At 72.0% G+C, this 15,545-nt stretch carries 11 protein-coding genes; 7 read left to right on the top strand and 4 right to left on the bottom strand.

Going from position 1 to position 15,545, the window contains the following annotated elements; all coding sequences use genetic code 11:
- The first annotated feature begins 27 nt into the window (after positions 1-27).
- Positions 28-2,205, top strand: a complete 2,178-nt coding sequence (locus ACZ7OY_RS07675) for a 3-hydroxyacyl-CoA dehydrogenase NAD-binding domain-containing protein (RefSeq protein ID WP_471910543.1) — start codon at positions 28-30, stop codon at positions 2,203-2,205.
- A 91-nt stretch (positions 2,206-2,296) separates the two neighbouring features.
- On the opposite strand, the gene ACZ7OY_RS07670 is transcribed toward ACZ7OY_RS07675, so the two are convergent.
- A complete protein-coding gene (locus ACZ7OY_RS07670; protein WP_471910542.1) occupies positions 2,297-3,040 on the bottom strand; it encodes a MerR family transcriptional regulator in 744 nt (247 codons plus the stop codon).
- 87 nt (positions 3,041-3,127) lie between these two features.
- Between ACZ7OY_RS07670 and ACZ7OY_RS07665 the strand changes: the two genes are divergently transcribed.
- Complete coding sequence (locus tag ACZ7OY_RS07665; protein WP_471910541.1) at positions 3,128-3,616, top strand: macro domain-containing protein; 489 nt, start codon at positions 3,128-3,130, stop codon at positions 3,614-3,616.
- The gene (locus ACZ7OY_RS07660) at positions 3,613-4,539 is read left to right on the top strand and encodes a PfkB family carbohydrate kinase (RefSeq protein WP_471910540.1); all 927 of its coding nucleotides are present in this window, start codon (positions 3,613-3,615) and stop codon (positions 4,537-4,539) included. Before ACZ7OY_RS07665 ends, ACZ7OY_RS07660 begins: the two co-directional genes overlap by 4 nt.
- 118 nt (positions 4,540-4,657) lie before the next feature.
- On the opposite strand, the gene ACZ7OY_RS07655 is transcribed toward ACZ7OY_RS07660, so the two are convergent.
- Positions 4,658-6,154: a M1 family metallopeptidase gene (locus ACZ7OY_RS07655; protein WP_471910539.1), complete on the bottom strand. Its 1,497-nt coding sequence runs from the start codon at positions 6,152-6,154 to the stop codon at positions 4,658-4,660.
- 183 nt (positions 6,155-6,337) lie between these two features.
- Here ACZ7OY_RS07655 and ACZ7OY_RS07650 point away from each other — a divergent pair, with 183 nt between their 5' ends.
- Both ACZ7OY_RS07650 and ACZ7OY_RS07645 read left to right on the top strand, forming a co-directional pair.
- The gene (locus ACZ7OY_RS07650; protein WP_471910538.1) at positions 6,338-8,311 is read left to right on the top strand and encodes a Xaa-Pro dipeptidyl-peptidase; all 1,974 of its coding nucleotides are present in this window, start codon (positions 6,338-6,340) and stop codon (positions 8,309-8,311) included.
- A 252-nt stretch (positions 8,312-8,563) separates the two neighbouring features.
- Entirely contained in the window at positions 8,564-9,697 is a 1,134-nt protein-coding gene (locus ACZ7OY_RS07645; RefSeq protein ID WP_471910537.1) for a pyridoxal phosphate-dependent aminotransferase, read from the top strand.
- Here the strand turns inward: ACZ7OY_RS07645 and fxsT are convergent, their stop codons facing one another.
- Both fxsT and ACZ7OY_RS07635 read right to left on the bottom strand, forming a co-directional pair.
- A complete protein-coding gene (fxsT, locus tag ACZ7OY_RS07640) occupies positions 9,698-11,851 on the bottom strand; it encodes an FxSxx-COOH system tetratricopeptide repeat protein (RefSeq protein WP_471910536.1) in 2,154 nt (717 codons plus the stop codon). It abuts the gene before it with no gap.
- Positions 11,852-11,919: 68 nt separating this feature from the next.
- The gene (locus tag ACZ7OY_RS07635) at positions 11,920-12,378 is read right to left on the bottom strand and encodes a hypothetical protein (protein WP_471910535.1); all 459 of its coding nucleotides are present in this window, start codon (positions 12,376-12,378) and stop codon (positions 11,920-11,922) included.
- A gap of 201 nt (positions 12,379-12,579) precedes the next feature.
- On the opposite strand from ACZ7OY_RS07635, the gene ACZ7OY_RS07630 reads away from it, so the two are divergent.
- A complete protein-coding gene (locus ACZ7OY_RS07630) occupies positions 12,580-13,680 on the top strand; it encodes an oxidoreductase (protein WP_471910534.1) in 1,101 nt (366 codons plus the stop codon).
- 141 nt (positions 13,681-13,821) lie between these two features.
- Entirely contained in the window at positions 13,822-15,462 is a 1,641-nt protein-coding gene (locus ACZ7OY_RS07625; protein WP_471910533.1) for an ABC-F family ATP-binding cassette domain-containing protein, read from the top strand.
- Positions 15,463-15,545 lie beyond the last annotated feature (83 nt).

The following is a 15,545-nucleotide window of genomic DNA, read 5'->3' as shown; positions in this document are numbered from 1 at the left end:
CCTCAGACTTCTACGGAGACACCAGTCATGACCGAGAGCACCACCATCCGCTGGGAACAGGACGACACCGGCGTCGTCACCCTCGTCCTCGACGACCCCAACCAGTCCGCCAACACCATGAACCAGGCGTTCCGCGACTCGCTCGCCGCGATCGCCGACCGGCTGGAGGCCGAGAAGGACTCGGTCCGCGGCGTCGTCTTCACCTCCGCCAAGAAGACCTTCTTCGCCGGCGGCGACCTGCGCGACCTCATCCGCGTCACCCCCGAGACCGCCCAGGACCTCCTCGACGGCGGCCTGGAGATCAAGCGCAACCTGCGCCGCATCGAGACCCTCGGCAAGCCGGTCGTCGCCGCGATCAACGGCGCGGCCCTGGGCGGCGGCTACGAGCTCGCCCTCGCCTGCCACCACCGCGTCGCGCTCGACGCCCCCGGCTCCAAGATCGGCTGCCCCGAGGTCACCCTCGGCCTGCTCCCCGGAGGCGGCGGCGTCGTCCGCACGGTCCGGCTGCTCGGCATCGCCGACGCCCTGCTGAAGGTGCTGCTCCAGGGCACCCAGTACAGCCCGCGGCGCGCCCTGGACAACGGCCTCGTGCACGAGGTGGCCGACAGCCCCGAGGACCTGATCGCCAAGGCCCGCGCCTTCATCGACGCCAACCCCGAGTCGCAGCAGCCCTGGGACCGCCCCGGCTACCGCATCCCGGGCGGCACCCCGGCCAACCCGAAGTTCGCGGCCAACCTGCCCGCGTTCCCGGCCAACCTGCGCAAGCAGACCAACGGCGCCCCCTACCCGGCCCCGCGCAACATCCTCGCGGCCGCCGTGGAGGGCGCCCAGGTCGACTTCGAGACCGCGCAGCTCATCGAGGCGCGCTACTTCGTGGAGCTGGCGGCCGGCCAGACCTCGAAGAACATGATCCAGGCGTTCTTCTTCGACCTCCAGGCCGTCAACTCCGGTGCCAACCGGCCCACGGGCGTCGAGCCGCGCCAGGTCCGCAAGGTGGCCGTGCTCGGCGCGGGGATGATGGGCGCGGGCATCGCCTACTCGTGCGCCCTCGCGGGCATCGACGTCGTCCTCAAGGACGTCTCGCTGGAGGCGGCCGTCAAGGGCAAGGGCTACTCCGAGAAGCTGTGCGCCAAGGCGGTCTCCCGGGGCCGTACGACCCAGGAGAAGGCCGACGCCCTCCTCGCCCGCATCACCCCGACCGCCGACCCGCAGGACCTCGCGGGCTGCGACGCGGTGATCGAGGCGGTCTTCGAGGACACCTCGCTCAAGCACAAGGTGTTCCAGGAGATCGAGCACATCGTCGAACCCGACGCGCTGCTGTGCTCCAACACCTCCACCCTCCCCATCACCGCGCTCGCCGAAGGCGTTGAACGCCAGAGCGACTTCATCGGGCTGCACTTCTTCTCGCCGGTCGACAAGATGCCGCTCGTCGAGATCATCAAGGGCGAGCGCAGCGGCGACGAGGCCCTCGCCCGCGCCTTCGACCTGGTCCGCCAGATCAAGAAGACGCCGATCGTCGTCAACGACTCGCGCGGCTTCTTCACCTCGCGGGTGATCGGGCACTTCATCAACGAGGGCGTGGCGATGGTCGGCGAGGGCATCGAGCCCGCGTCCATCGAGCAGGCGGCCGCCCAGGCGGGCTACCCGGCCAAGGTGCTGTCCCTGATGGACGAGCTGACGCTCACCCTGCCCCGCAAGATCCGCAACGAGTCCCGGCGGGCCGTCGAGGAGGCGGGCGGCACCTGGCCCGCGCACCCCGCCGAGGCGGTCATCGACCGCATGGTCGACGAGTTCGGCCGCACCGGCCGCAGCGGCGGCGCCGGCTTCTACGAGTACGGGCAGGACGGTGTGCGCGCCGGGCTGTGGCCGGGGCTGCGGGAGCACTTCACCAAGTCCGGCCACCGGATCCCGTTCGAGGACATGCAGGAACGCATGCTCTTCTCGGAGGCGCTCGACACCGTCAAGCTGCTCGAAGAGGGCGTGCTGACCTCCGTGGCCGACGCCAACATCGGCTCCCTGTTCGGCATCGGCTTCCCCGGCTGGACCGGCGGAGTCCTCCAGTACATCAACGGCTACGAGGGCGGCCTGCCCGGCTTCGTGGCCCGCGCGCGCCAGCTCGCCGAGCGCTACGGCGACCGGTTCACCCCGCCCGCGCTGCTGGTGGAGAAGGCGGAGCAGGGCGGGACCTTCACCGACGCGCGCTGACGCGCCGTCCGGCGAGGACCGGCTCCCCGCTGCGGGACGGGCCGCGGTGCCGTCGTGGCGAGAACCACGGCGGCACCGCGGCCGCACGCCCTCAGGTGCCGGTCGCGGAGGTGTCCGGGAGGACGGCGGTCGCGGACGTGTCCGGGAGCCACTCGCGCAGCTCGTCCCTGAGCGACCGCTGGAACGTGGTCAGCAGCGCCTGCACGATCAGCGGCTGCATGTGCGCGGACAGCTCCTTGACCGCGCGGGCGTCGCGCTGTCCGACCTCGCCGCGGAACAGCCGGGACAGCTCGTGCGCCGCCGCCCGCGAATGCTCCAGGAGCACCTTCCTGGCCGCGAGGACCGACTCCTCGGCCAGCGGTACGTCCAACAGCTCCACGCCGAGCCGCAACAGCCCGAGGTCGACGCGGTAACCGTCCTGCGTCCGCTCGACGACGTCCATCGCCACCAGCCGGTCCACCTCCTCCTCGGCCAGCGGCCGCCCCGCCCGGCGCCCCAGTTCCGCACGGGACACCGACTCCACCGCGTCCGGCGCCCAGGAGGCGACCACCGCGCGGTGCAGCGCGAGGTCCTGCGCGCTCAGGTCCGAGGGCAGCCGGCTCAGATAGCGCTCGATCGCCGCCAGCGTCATGCCCTGGTGCTGCAACTCCTCGATCAGTGCCAGCCGCGCGAGGTGCTCCCGGCCGTAGTGCCCCACCCGGCGCGGACCGATCTCCGGCGGCGGCAGCAGACCCTTGGTGCCGTAGAAACGCACCGTGCGCACGGTGACGCCCGTGCGGGCGGCCAACTCGTCGATGGTGAGGGTCGGCTCCTGCTCCCCGGCGTCGGTCGTCATGCGTAGCAGTATCGCTGTCCCACTCCCGCTGTGACAGTCCTGCTGCGACGGCGCGGCGCTGTCAGTGGCATCGCCTACGGTGGCGGCATGGGGGAGATCACGTATGTCCGGGGAGACGCGACCGTCCCGGTGGGGCGGGGCGTCAAGGTGATCGCTCATGTCTGCAATGACATGGGCGGCTGGGGCAAGGGTTTCGTCCTGGCCGTGTCGCGCCGCTGGCCCGAGCCGGAGGCGGCGTACCGCGCCTGGCACCGCGCCCGCGCGTCGAACGACTTCGGCCTGGGCGCGCTGCAACTCGTCCGGGTCCAACCGTATGTGTGGGTGGCCAACATGATCGGCCAGCACGGCATCAGAACCGGCAGCAAGGGTGTCCCCGTGCGGTACGAGGCCATCGACACGGCCCTTGGCCGACTGGCCGACCGGGTGATCGAACTGGACGCCTCGGTCCACATGCCCCGGATAGGCTGCGGACTGGCCGGTGGCAAGTGGTCCCGCGTCGAGCCGCTCGTCGAGGAGCGGCTGGTGCGCCGGGGCATCCGAGTGACGGTGTACGACCATGGGGAGATGCCGAGTTGAGCCGTGACATCGACGTCCTGGTACTGGGCGGAGCGGGCGTGGACACGATCGTGTACGTGCCGGAGCTGCCGCTCCCGTACGCCGACAGCTACATGATCGACAGCGGGATCCGGGCGCGCGCCGGACAGACCGGAGACTTCGTCGCCCTCGGCCTGAGCGCCCTCGGCCTGCGCACCCACCATCTGGACCTGCTCGGCGACGACCCCGAGGGCGAACTGGTGCGCGCCCTGCACCGGGAGAAGGGCATCCCCCTCACCGCGATCCCGCAGCCCGCGGGCACCAAGCGTGCCGTGAACCTGGTGAGCCCGGACGGCCGCCGGCTCTCCCTGTACGACAGCAGCCGCGGCCACCCCGACGACCGCCTCCCCGAGGCCACGGTCCGGGCCCTGGCCGAGGCCAGCCGGCACGCGCACGTGTCCATCACCCAGCCGTGCGACCACGCGCTGCCCGTGCTGCGCGAGGCGGGTGTGAGCATCTCCACCGACCTGCACAACTGGGACGGGGTGAACCCCTACCACGAGTCGTTCGCGTATGCCGCGGACGTCGTCTTCCTGTCCACCACCGCGCTGTCCGACCCCGAGCGGACCATGCGCCGCATCGTCGACCGGGGCCGGGCCGAGGTGGTCGTGGCCATGGCCGGAGCCGAGGGCGCCTATCTGCTCGCCGACGACGAGCTGACCCGCGTACCGGCGCTCGCGCCCCCGTCGCCGGTGCTGGACTCCAACGGCGCGGGCGACGCCTTCGCCGCCGCGTTCCTCTTCGGCTGGCTGAACCGCGAGGCACCGCAGCACTGCGCCCGGTACGGCGCGGTGGCCGGCGCCCACGCCTGCACCGTGCCGGCCACCGTGGCCGACGCGATCGGCCGGGACGAGCTCCTCGCCCGGGTCGCCGCGTCGGAGGCGGACACCACCGCACGGCAGTAGACCCTCGGACACCGGCTCGGGGCGGGACGGGCCGGACGGCCCGGGGCGGAGGGGCCGCACCGCCCGGGGCTCTCGCTCCGGGCTCTCGCTCCGGGCCGTCCGGCGCCTCCGCAGGCGATCAGCGTCCATGGACGCCGTTCGTGGCCTCGATGCCCTTCCACGACGCGGGCTGCGCGGGCGGCCGGGCGGTCCGCGCGAGGGAGGCTGTCGGGGCGGCCGTCGCCGCCGTCGGCTTCGACGGCTGGAACAGCCAGGTGTCGAACAGGGCCGTGAGCGACTTCCCGGACACCCGCTCGGCGTACGCCCGGAGGTCGTCGACCGACGCGTTGCCGTAGGCGTGCTCCTGCGGCCAGCCCTTCAGGACCCTGAAGAACGCGTCGTCGCCGATCGCGTCGCGCAGCGCCTGGATCGCCAGGGCCCCGCGGTCGTAGACGGCGATGTCGAACTGGTCGTCCGGGCCCGGGTCACCGGGCTTCACGGACCAGAACGCGTCGTCGGCCGGGTGCGAGGCGTACACGTAGTCGGCGAGTTCCCGGGTCGTGCCCTCGCCCTCGTGCTCGGACCACAGCCACTGCGCGTAGCGCGCGAACCCCTCGTTGATCCAGATGTCCTTCCAGCCCTTGAGGGACACGGAGTCGCCGTACCACTGGTGGGCCAGCTCGTGCACGACCACCGAGGTGTTGGAGCCGCTCGCGAACTGCCGGGGGCTGTAGTAGACGCGGGTCTGGGTCTCCAGGGCGAACCCGGTGGTCGTGTTCGGTACGTAGCCGCCCGCCGAGCTGAACGGATACGGCCCGAAATAGCCGCTCAGCCAGTCGACGATCTCGCCGGTGCGCTCCACGCTCGCCCGTGCCGCCCCGTCGTTGTCGCCGAGGTCCGCGCTGTAGGCGTTGACGACCGGGACACCGCCCTCGGAGGTGCCCGTCGTGACGTCGAACTTCCCGATCGCCAGGGTGGTCAGATAGGTCGCCTGCGGCTTGGCGGACCGCCAGCTGTACCGGGTCCAGCCCAGCTTGGACACCGCGGACTGGAGGGTGCCGTTGGAGATGGCCTGCGTGCCGTCCGGCACGGCCACCGACACGTCGTAGGTCGCCTTGTCCAGCGGATGGTCGTTGCTCGGGAACCACCACCAGGCGGACTCGGGCTCGTCGGCCGCGACCGCGCCGTCGGGTGTGCGGTGCCAGGTGCTGAACCCGTAGGCGCTCTTCGTCGACGGCACCCCGCTGTAGCGGATCACCAGGGTGACCGGCGTGCCCTTCGGGAGCGGGGTCTTCGGGGTGATCACCAGCTCGTGCTGACCGGAGGCGGCGAAGGCCGCCCTGGCTCCGTCGACCCGCACCTCGCTCACGTCCAGCAGGAAGTCCAGGTCGAAGCTGGACAGATCCTGCGTGGTCCGCGCCTGGACGGTCGCCGTGCCCTCCAGCTCGTCCGTCGCCGGCCGGTAGGTCAGCCGGAGGTCGTAGTGGGAGACGTCGTAACCGCCGTTGCCGTAGTACGGGTAATAGGGATCGCCGATGCCCGGGGCGCCGGGTGCGTAGCCTGCGGCCGAGGCCGGGATCGCCAGCAGGAGGGAGGCCGCCGCGAGCACGCCCGGCACGAAGATTCTGCGGTGCACGAGAACTCCAAGTCGTCGGGACATGAGGTCTGTTCGGAGCCTATTCAGTCCCGGTGGCCGCAGACCTGTCCACAGTCCCTCGTGTCACACGATCGCCATTCGGCCGACACGTATCCGCGCGCATCCCGACGCCCTCTCAGATGTGGTCTTCTGTACGGGAGTTGACCGGGGTACCGTCCGCGCATGCCGAAACGCACGCGCTTCATGACCTGGAGAACGCTCGCGACCCTGGCCGTCGCAGCCCTGATGGCTGCCTTCCTCACCCCCGCGGCCGCCCGGGCCGCCGTGCGGGAGAGCCGGCCCGTCTACTCGTACGCCGACGCCATCCGCGAGGCCGTCTGGGTGGACACCGGCCTCGACTCGGACGGCGACGGAAAGACTGACCGGGTCGCCGCCGACATCGTCCGGCCCGCCGAACCCGCCCGCGAGGGCCGCAAAGTGCCCGTCATCATGGACGCCAGCCCGTACTACTCCTGCTGCGGCCGCGGCAACGAGAGCCAGTTGAAGACCTACGACGCCGCCGGCCACGTCGTCCAGATGCCGCTGTTCTACGACAACTTTTTCGTTCCCCGCGGCTATGCCTTCGTCGGCGTCGACCTGGCCGGGACCAATCGCTCCGACGGCTGCGTCGACGTCGGCGGCCGCTCCGACATCCAGTCCGCGAAGGCGGTGATCGACTGGCTCAACGGACGGGCCAGGGCGTACACCACCCGCACCGGGACGACCACGGTGAAGGCGGGCTGGACCAACGGCAGAACGGGCATGATCGGCAAGAGCTGGGACGGCACCATCGCCAACGGTGTCGCCGCCACCGGCGTCGAAGGGCTGAGGACGATCGTCCCGATCAGCGCCATCTCCTCCTGGTACGACTACTACTTCGCCCAGGGCGCCCCGCTCTACGACTCGGGCCCCGACTGGCTCTCGGACTACGTCGACAGCCCCGACGCCCGCACCAGGTGCGCCGCCGTCCAGCAGAAACTCGTCGACCAGGCCCCGCGCACCGGCGACTGGACCGGCCTGTGGACCGAGCGCGACTACGTCAAGGACGCCGGCCGGGTACGGGCGAGCGTCTTCCTGGTCCACGGCATGCAGGACCTCAACGTCCGCACCAAGAACTTCGGCCAGTGGTGGGACGCCCTCGCCCGCAACGGCGTCGAACGCAAGATCTGGCTCTCCCAGACCGGCCACGTCGACCCGTTCGACTTCCGCCGTGCCGCCTGGGTCGACACCCTGCACCGCTGGTTCGACCACGAACTCCTCGGCTACGACAACGGCATCGACCGCGAACCCATGGCCGACATCGAACGCCACCCCGACCAGTGGGCCACCTCCACGGTCTGGCCGCCGCGCGGAACCCGGGCGACCACCCTGCATCCGGCGGCCGGCGCCACGGCGGGTGTCGGCACTCTGGGCCTGACCCGTGGCACCGGCACCGAGACCTTCACCGACGACCCGCGGCTCGACGAGACCGACTGGGCGGCGCGGACCGACACCGCCACACCCGAGAAGGCCGGCTTCGTCACCGGACCGCTCACCACGGACCTGCGGCTGTCCGGCTCCTCGAAGGTCACCGTCGCCGCGACCCCGACGACCGCCTCGGCCCACCTCACGGCCGTCCTGGTCGACCTCGGCCCGGACACCGTCCGCGACTACGCGGCGAACGGCGAGGGCATCACCACCCTCACCGACCGCACCTGCTGGGGCGTGAGCAGCGCGGGCGACAGCGCCTGCTTCAAGGAGACCCGGGCGAAGACCGCCGACGTCGGCTTCACGGTCCTCAGCCGCGGCTGGGCCGACCTCGGTCACTACGCCTCCGCCCGGCACGGGGTCCCGCTCGTCCCGGGCCGGACGTACACCATCACCCTCGACCTGGCCGCCACCGACCACGTGGTGCCCGCGGGCCACCGGCTGGCGCTGATCGTGGCGGGCACGGACCGGGACCTCATCGACCCGCCCTCCACCACCCCGACCCTCGCCCTGGACCTGTCCCGCACCACGGCCCGGGTGCCGTTCGTCGGCGGCGCGGCCGCCTTCGCCCGCGCCACGGCCGGATCGGCTTACTCCGCGCCCGTCTCCGCGCGAGCGGCGCAGGTCACGACCTCTGCCACGCCCCCGGCCGGCGTACGGGAGCCGTCGGCCGTCCACCGCATCCCGTAGCGGCGCACAGCCGGCTTCCGCAGCGGCTCGGCGGGAGGCGGCCGCGGGCGCGGCCGCCTCCTCGGCGCACCCCTGGGGACGGAAACCGGTACGGACGACAGGACACGTGCGCCGGGCGGAGTGCCGGAAGCCGTAAATATCACCGGCACGGGATCAAAGGGGAGATCGGCACCTTGCGGACGACGAGAGCCGAGAGGGACGATCGGAAGCGGCACACGGTGAGGGACGGCCGGTCCGGACACGGGGGTGAGGGTGAGCGAGCGAAATCTCACGCAGGAGGAGGTGGACGCCCTGCCGTTCGACAACAATCTGTCGGACGGTCACGCGTTCCGCTCCTGGACCGACGCCGAATTCGCGATCATCGCCGATTCGGCGCGATTCTTCTCCGAATCCGACCGCCGGGGCGGCCGGCTGGCCGAGGCCGAGTACATCCGCCGCTATCTCGCGCTCGGCGCACAGTCGTACGTCCCTGAGCACTTCACGGGACTGATGTCCTACTCGGCCTCGATGGCCGTCGAGATCGTGGCCAATCTGCTGCGCCTCAGGGGACTTTCCGTGGCCCTGATCGAACCCTGCTTCGACAACATCGCCGACATCCTGCGGCGTCACCGCATCCCGCTCCAGCCGTTCCCGGAGACCGTGCTGACGGAGGGAGCGGCCGCGCTGGAGGGGCTGCTGGAGACGCTCACCGCGGACGCGGTCTTCCTGGTGAGCCCGAACAACCCCACCGGCACCGTGGCCGACGAGCAGGCGTTCACCCGGATCGTCGAGTACTGCCGGGCCGAGGGGAAACTGCTCGTTCTCGACGGCTGCTTCCGGGTCTACCTGTCCGACGAGCAGGTCTACGACCACTACCGGATCCTCGCCGACTCCGGAATCGACTGCGTGGTCATCGAGGACACGGGAAAGGTCTGGCCCGCGGCCGAGCTGAAGGCGCCCTTCCTCAGCGTCTCGCCGAGGCTGACCGGCGAGATCGCGGCGATGCACTCGGACTTCCTGCTCCACCTCTCGCCCTTCACCGTCCGGCTGATCACGGAGTTCGTGCGTCTCGCGGAGGAGGACGGCGGCCGCTATCTGCGTGAACTGGTCGCGAGGAACCGGACGCTCTTCCAGAACGCCGTCCCCGGTTCGTTCCTGCGGATGGACGACACCCGGAAGCTGGGCCTGGCCTGGCTGGAGGTGACCGCCGACGGACTGGACGGAGAACGCGTGCGCAGGCTGCTCGCCGAGCGGGACGTCCACGTCCTGTCCGGCGAGCGGTTCTACTGGAACTCACCGCACCTGGGCCGCAGGCATCTGCGGATGGCGCTGCTGCGCGACCCGGAGGTCATCGACCGGGCCGCGGCGGTGATCGCCGGTCTCGGGGCCGAACTCGGCAACAGCTGATCACGGAGGCAGGGGCACCTCGGCGAGGGCGCGGGCCGAGCGCAGGGTGTCCGGGTGGTCCTCGCCCAGGACGCGGCAGCGCCGTTCCCAGGTGTCGTGGTGCAGTTCGCGGGCGCGGGTGTAGTCCTGGAGGGCGCACAGATCGTCCGCGAAGCTGTAGGCCGAGCGCAGCGTGTCGGGATGGTTGTCGCCGTTCAGCTGCCGGCGCCGGTTCCAGACGTCCTCGTTCAGCGCCCGCGCCTGCGGATAGTCGGCCATCCGGTGGAGCGTGATGGCCAGGTAGTGCGTCGAGCGCAGGGTGTCCGGGTGGTCCTCGCCCAGGAGTTGGCGCCGCTGGCCCAGCACCCACCGCTGCATCTCCAGGGCCCGCTCCAGCCGGCCCAGGTCGCACAGGTCGGAGGCGAGGTGGTGCGCGGAGTGCAGGGTGTCGGGGTGATCCCTGCCGAGGACCTGCCGACGCCGCTTCCAGACCTCCTCGTTGATGTCGCGGGCCCGTTCGAGCTCGCCGAGCTCATACAGGTCGGACCCCAGGTAGTGGGCCGACTGAAGGGTGTCCGGGTGGTGCTCGCCCAGCAGCCGGCGGCGATGCTTCCACCCCTCCTCGTCCAGCGCCCGCGCCCCGGCGAAGTCCCCCAGGTCGCAGAGGTCGGCCGCGAGCTGGTGCGCCGACCGGATGGTGTCCTGGTGGTCCCTGCCGAGGGTCCGGCGGCGCCGGTCCCAGACGTCCTCGTCGACCTCCCGGGCCCGCGCGTACTCACCGAGCTCGAAGAGGTTGGACGCGAGGTTGTAGCCGGAGTGGAGCGTGTCGGGATGGTCGGGGCCGAGCCGGTCCGTCCAGGACTCCCGGGTCATCCGGCAGATGTCGACCGCGGACCGGGACTGGCCCGAGAAGTACAGGTACCGCTGCACCTTCAGGACCAGGGTGCGGAACGCCTCCGCGTCCAGCTGGGTTCCGGGCAGGGCCGCGGCGGACGACAGCAGTTCCCGGACGTGCGGGACGACCAGCCCGTACTCGGGCCAGGACTCGGGTGTGTCCGGGTCGCCCAGGGCGATCGTGGCGAGCAGTTCCTCGGCGGCGTGGTGAACCACCCCGCGTTCGTCGGACGGAAGCTTCTCCCGGAGCAGGGCGTGCACGAGGCGGTGCATCTGGAGGGCGTTGTCGGCGTGCCGTGCCAGCCCGAGGGTGACGATCTTGCGGACGGCCAGCGCGGCCGTCGCGGTGTCGCCGAGCCGGACGCCGAACCGGGGCGGCCCGACGGCGGGGTCGGAGCCCAGCGGGATCGGCTCCGGGGCGAGGAACGCGAGCCGGTCGAGCAGGGCGGCGGCCGCCGGACCCGCGGTCGTCACCAGCCGGTCCCGGCTGGTGACGACCACCGACACCAGGCCGGGGTGCGCCGAGACGGTGCGGTCGTCCAGGCCGCTGGCGGCGGGCTGGGACCCGAGGAGCCTGAGGTAGTCGGAGGTCGCCAGGCCGGTCTCGTCCAGGAAGCAGCCGACCTGCTCCACCGAGAGCGGCAGATCGCCCACCGCGGCGGCGACCCGGTCGGCGTCGTCGGGCGACAGGGAGGGGCAGCGGCGCGACAGCAGCGTGATCGACTCGTCCCGCTCGAACTCGGTGACGTCGATGCGGGTGCCGATCCGTCCGATCCGGGGATCGCGGCCGGTGATGAGCAGCTTTCCTCCGTCGGGCGGGAGCAGGTCGTTCATGGCGCCGAGATCGTCGAGGTTGTCGTACACCAGCAGCCAGTCCCGCCTGGCCGCCAGCTCCACCCACAGAGCCCGGATCAACAGGGACGGCTGGGCGGCGGTCAGTCCCAGATGGGAGGCCAGGGCGGTGAGGCTCGCCATCACCGCGGCGAGCTGGTCGGCGCCCACCCACCACACCAGCCCGTACTCGTCGGCGTGGCGATGGGTGTATTCGAGGGCCAGTTGGGTCTTGCCGATGCCGCCCATCCCGATGAGCGACACCACTCCGTGGTCCTCGACGCCGTCCTGCCCCGTGTGCCGCATGCTCGCGTCGACACGCTCCAGAAGGGCGGTCCGCCCGGTGAACGCCGCGTTGCGCGAGGGAAGCGCCTGGATCGGCCTCGGACGGGTGACCGGCCCGTTCGGCGGCCCGGTCGTCAGATGCAGATGGTCGATGCGCGTGGCCACGACTCCGCCGGCGACCGCCGCCGTGCGGGCCGCGATCGTGGGCTGGGCGGAGGCTTCTCCGGAACCGCTCAGCCCTCGTGCGGTCCCGGCGTCGAAGGGTGGTGTCCGGTCGTCACTCCTCCCGAGACGTTCCCGCCGACCACGACGCCACCGGTCTCGACCCGCAGGTCACGTGCCGCGTTGACGCCGCCCTGCTGCGCCAGTCCGGCCTCGTGGCGTTGCAGGCGGTCGACGGCTGCGGCCAACTCGGCGGCGAAGCCGGAGTCTTCCTCCGCCAGGTCGGCGATGGCGTCCGTGGCCCGCCGTGTCGTGCGCTCGGTCACCTCGCCGTCGCCGGCCTGCTCCAGCAGCCGGGTGACGGCCGGGTCGTCGCCGACGACCCCACTGACCAGTTCGTGCAGGGCGTCCATGCCGTCGTCGAGGACTCGGTCGACTTCGGCGTCGGCGCGGGAACCGACCCGCCGCGCCTTCCTCACCAGGTAGCCGACCGCCGCCGCGGCCACCAGTTCCAGTCCGGGTATGGGCACTGTCCCTCCCAAGCTGTCGCCTGAGTCAAGTAAACACCACGACAGGCCAGTTGCTACCGAATTGTGCTCCGCCGCGGGCAGGCCGGAGCGTACGGCGAAGATCAGGTGAATGGTCCGGATCCGGTACCTGGCCGCGCGGGGAACTTGGCGGAATATGTCATGCCATGCACGGAACGTCCCCGCGCTGGGGATACTCACAGCATGTCTGCCGCGTACGCGACCTTCGGCCTGGCCCCGGCGACGCGCGCCGGTGCGATGCTCACCGACGGCGGATACCAGGTCCACCGGGACTTCCTCGACTTCGTCGTCGACGGACGCCCGCTGCTGCACCGGCTCTGCGACCTCGACGCCGTCTCCCCGCTCGCCTCCGACGTACCGCCCGCGATCTTCACCGAGCAGGTCCGCGGCCTGCTGCTGGAGACGGGCGCACCGCTGCCCGGCGGACGGCACGTCATCTACGGCTGCCCCGAGTGCGCGGACCTCGCCTGCGGTGCGGTCACGGCCGTCATCGACGCGCACGGCGACGACTACGTCTGGCGGGACTTCGCCTGGCAGACGCGGCCGGACGTCGACCTGGAGCTCGACGGCTACCACGGCATCGGCCCCTTCCGCTTCCGGGGCCACGAGTACCGCGCGGCCCTGCACGCGCTGCTCGCCGACGCGGACGCCGACGCGGACGCCGACGGCGGCATCGGAGCCGACGGCGGCGACGGCGAACGCGGCCGGGACCGGCATGACGCCTTCGCCCGTACCGCCCGCCGCGTGCTGCTGATCGGCGCCCGGGTCGCCTTCCTGGCCAGACTCGCCGCGGCCCTGCGCATCATCGGCATCGGCGCCGACATCACCCGCGACGCGCAGGGCGTGCCCGCCGACGAACTGCGCGCGTACGGCGTCGTCGTCTTCGGCGCCACGGTCGGCGCCGAGCAACGCGCGGCCGTACGCGACGCCTTCGACCGCGCCGGGCTCGACGTCGCGTACGTCGACGGCCAGGCCCCCATCGTCCCGCTCCTGGTCGCCCGGATCGAGCACGCCCTCGACCGCAGCCCCGCCGACCAGCGCCGGCTGACCGCGCTGGCCGCCGCCGACGGCGAGGCCGACGTCGAGGTGACCTCGTCCTGCCGGGTCCGCCTCACCGCCTACCGTCTCGACCGGCTCTCCCGCACCCGTACCCACGAGCTCTTCGACGGCATCCTGGAACCCGGCCGGCACCGCATCGCCCTGGACCCCAAGGCGGTCCGGGGCGCCTGCTTCGTGGTGGCCAGGACCTCGGGGAGCGTCCTGGTGGCGGCGCTGCCCGGCTGACCGGCACCGCCTCGCCGACGGGCGACCGTGACCACCCCGACCGCCGGACCCGCGGCCCGCTGCGGCCGTCGTGATTCCCGCCACCGCCCGCCCGCCGCGCGAAGCACGCCCCGCCGGCGGCCCACTAGGATCGACGACCTGATGACTGGCACCCTCGTCGCCAAGAACCTCGCCGCCGGACACGGCGACCGCTCGCTCTTCACCGGGCTCGACCTCGTCGTCGCACCCGGTGACGTGATCGGTCTCGTCGGTGCCAACGGCGCGGGCAAGTCCACCCTGCTGCGTCTGCTCGCCGGTCTGAGCACCCCGGAGCAGGGCGAGCTCAGGCTCTCCCCGCCGACCGCGACCGTCGGACACCTGCCGCAGGAGCCCGAGCGGCGGCCCGGCGAGAGCGTGCGCGAGTTCCTCGCCCGCCGTACCGGGGTCGCGGCCGCCCAGCTGGCGATGGACGAGGCCACCCAGGGCCTGGTCGACGGCGCCCCGGGGGCCGACGACGCCTACGCGACGAGCCTGGAGCGCTGGCTCGACCTCGGCGGCGCCGACCTCGACGAGCGGGCCGAGGAGGTCGCCGACTCGCTCGGCCTCGGCATCGGCCTGGACCAGCCGATGACGTCCCTGTCCGGCGGCCAGGCCGCCCGCGCGGGCCTCGCCTCGCTGCTGCTGTCCCGGTACGACGTCTTCCTGCTCGACGAGCCCACCAACGACCTCGACCTCGACGGCCTGGAGCGCCTGGAGCGCTTCGTGAGCGGCCTGCGCGCAGGCACCGTCGTCGTCAGCCACGACCGCGAGTTCCTCACCCGCACCGTGACCAAGGTCCTCGAACTCGACCTCGCCCAGCAGCAGGTGAACCTCTACGGCGGCGGCTACGCGGCCTATCTGGAGGAGCGGGACGTGGCCCGCAGGCACGCCCGCGAGGACTACGAGGAGTACGCCGACAAGCGGGCCGCCCTCCAGGACCGCGCGCAGATGCAGCGCTCCTGGATGGACAAGGGCGTCAAGAACGCCCGGCGCAAGGCGAACAACGACAACGACAAGATCGGCCGCAAGTTCCGCAGCGAGGCCAGCGAGAAGCAGGCCGCGAAGGCCCGGCAGACCCAGCGCATGATCGAGCGGCTGGATACCGTCGAGGAACCGCGCAAGGAGTGGGAGCTGCGGATGGAGATCGCCACGGCGCCGCGCTCGGGCGCGGTGGTGGCGACGCTGCGGGACGCCGAGGTGCGGCGCGGGGACTTCACCTTCGGCCCGGTGTCGCTCCAGATCGACTGGGCGGACCGGGTCGCGGTCACCGGCGCGAACGGCGCGGGCAAGTCGACCCTGCTCGGCGCGCTCCTCGGCCGGATCCCGCTGGACGCCGGACACGCCGCCCTGGGCTCCGGTGTCCTGGTCGGCGAGGTCGACCAGGCCCGCGGGCTCTTCCTCGGCCCGGAGAGCCTGCTGGACGCGTTCTGCGCGGCCGTACCCGATACCGAACCGGTCGAAGTCCGTACGCTGCTGGCCAAGTTCGGTCTGAAGTCGGACCATGTGCTGCGTCAGGCGTCGAGCCTGTCACCCGGCGAGCGCACCCGCGCCGCGCTGGCCCTGCTCCAGGGCCGGGGGGTCAACCTCCTGGTGCTCGACGAGCCGACGAACCACCTCGACCTGCCGGCGATCGAGCAGCTGGAGTCCGCCCTCGACGCCTACGAGGGCACGCTCCTGCTGGTCACCCACGACCGGCGGATGCTCGACGCGGTGCAGGTCACCCGCCGCCTGGAGGTCGCCGACGGCAAGGTGACCGAACGCTGACGGAGCAGTCGCCGACGGCAAGGTGACGGAACGCCGACGGAGCAGTCGCCGACGGCAAGGTGACGGAACGCCGACCGAGCAGC

This window comes from Streptomyces sp. NPDC107559, assembly GCF_055657365.1.
The sequence above is the reverse complement of the archived record's forward strand: the minus strand, read 5'-3'. Positions and strand labels throughout refer to the sequence as shown.

Excerpts from the sequence above, each read along its gene's own strand:
- ACZ7OY_RS07625 (WP_471910533.1), top strand. The coding sequence starts at position 13,822 with ATGACTGGCACCCTCGTCGCCAAGAACCTCGCCGCCGGACACGGCGAC.
- ACZ7OY_RS07670 (WP_471910542.1), bottom strand. The coding sequence starts at position 3,040 with ATGACGACCGACGCCGGGGAGCAGGAGCCGACCCTCACCATCGACGAG.
- ACZ7OY_RS07665 (WP_471910541.1), top strand. The coding sequence starts at position 3,128 with ATGGGGGAGATCACGTATGTCCGGGGAGACGCGACCGTCCCGGTGGGG.
- ACZ7OY_RS07630 (WP_471910534.1), top strand. The coding sequence starts at position 12,580 with ATGTCTGCCGCGTACGCGACCTTCGGCCTGGCCCCGGCGACGCGCGCC.
- ACZ7OY_RS07675 (WP_471910543.1), top strand. The coding sequence starts at position 28 with ATGACCGAGAGCACCACCATCCGCTGGGAACAGGACGACACCGGCGTC.
- ACZ7OY_RS07650 (WP_471910538.1), top strand. The coding sequence starts at position 6,338 with ATGCCGAAACGCACGCGCTTCATGACCTGGAGAACGCTCGCGACCCTG.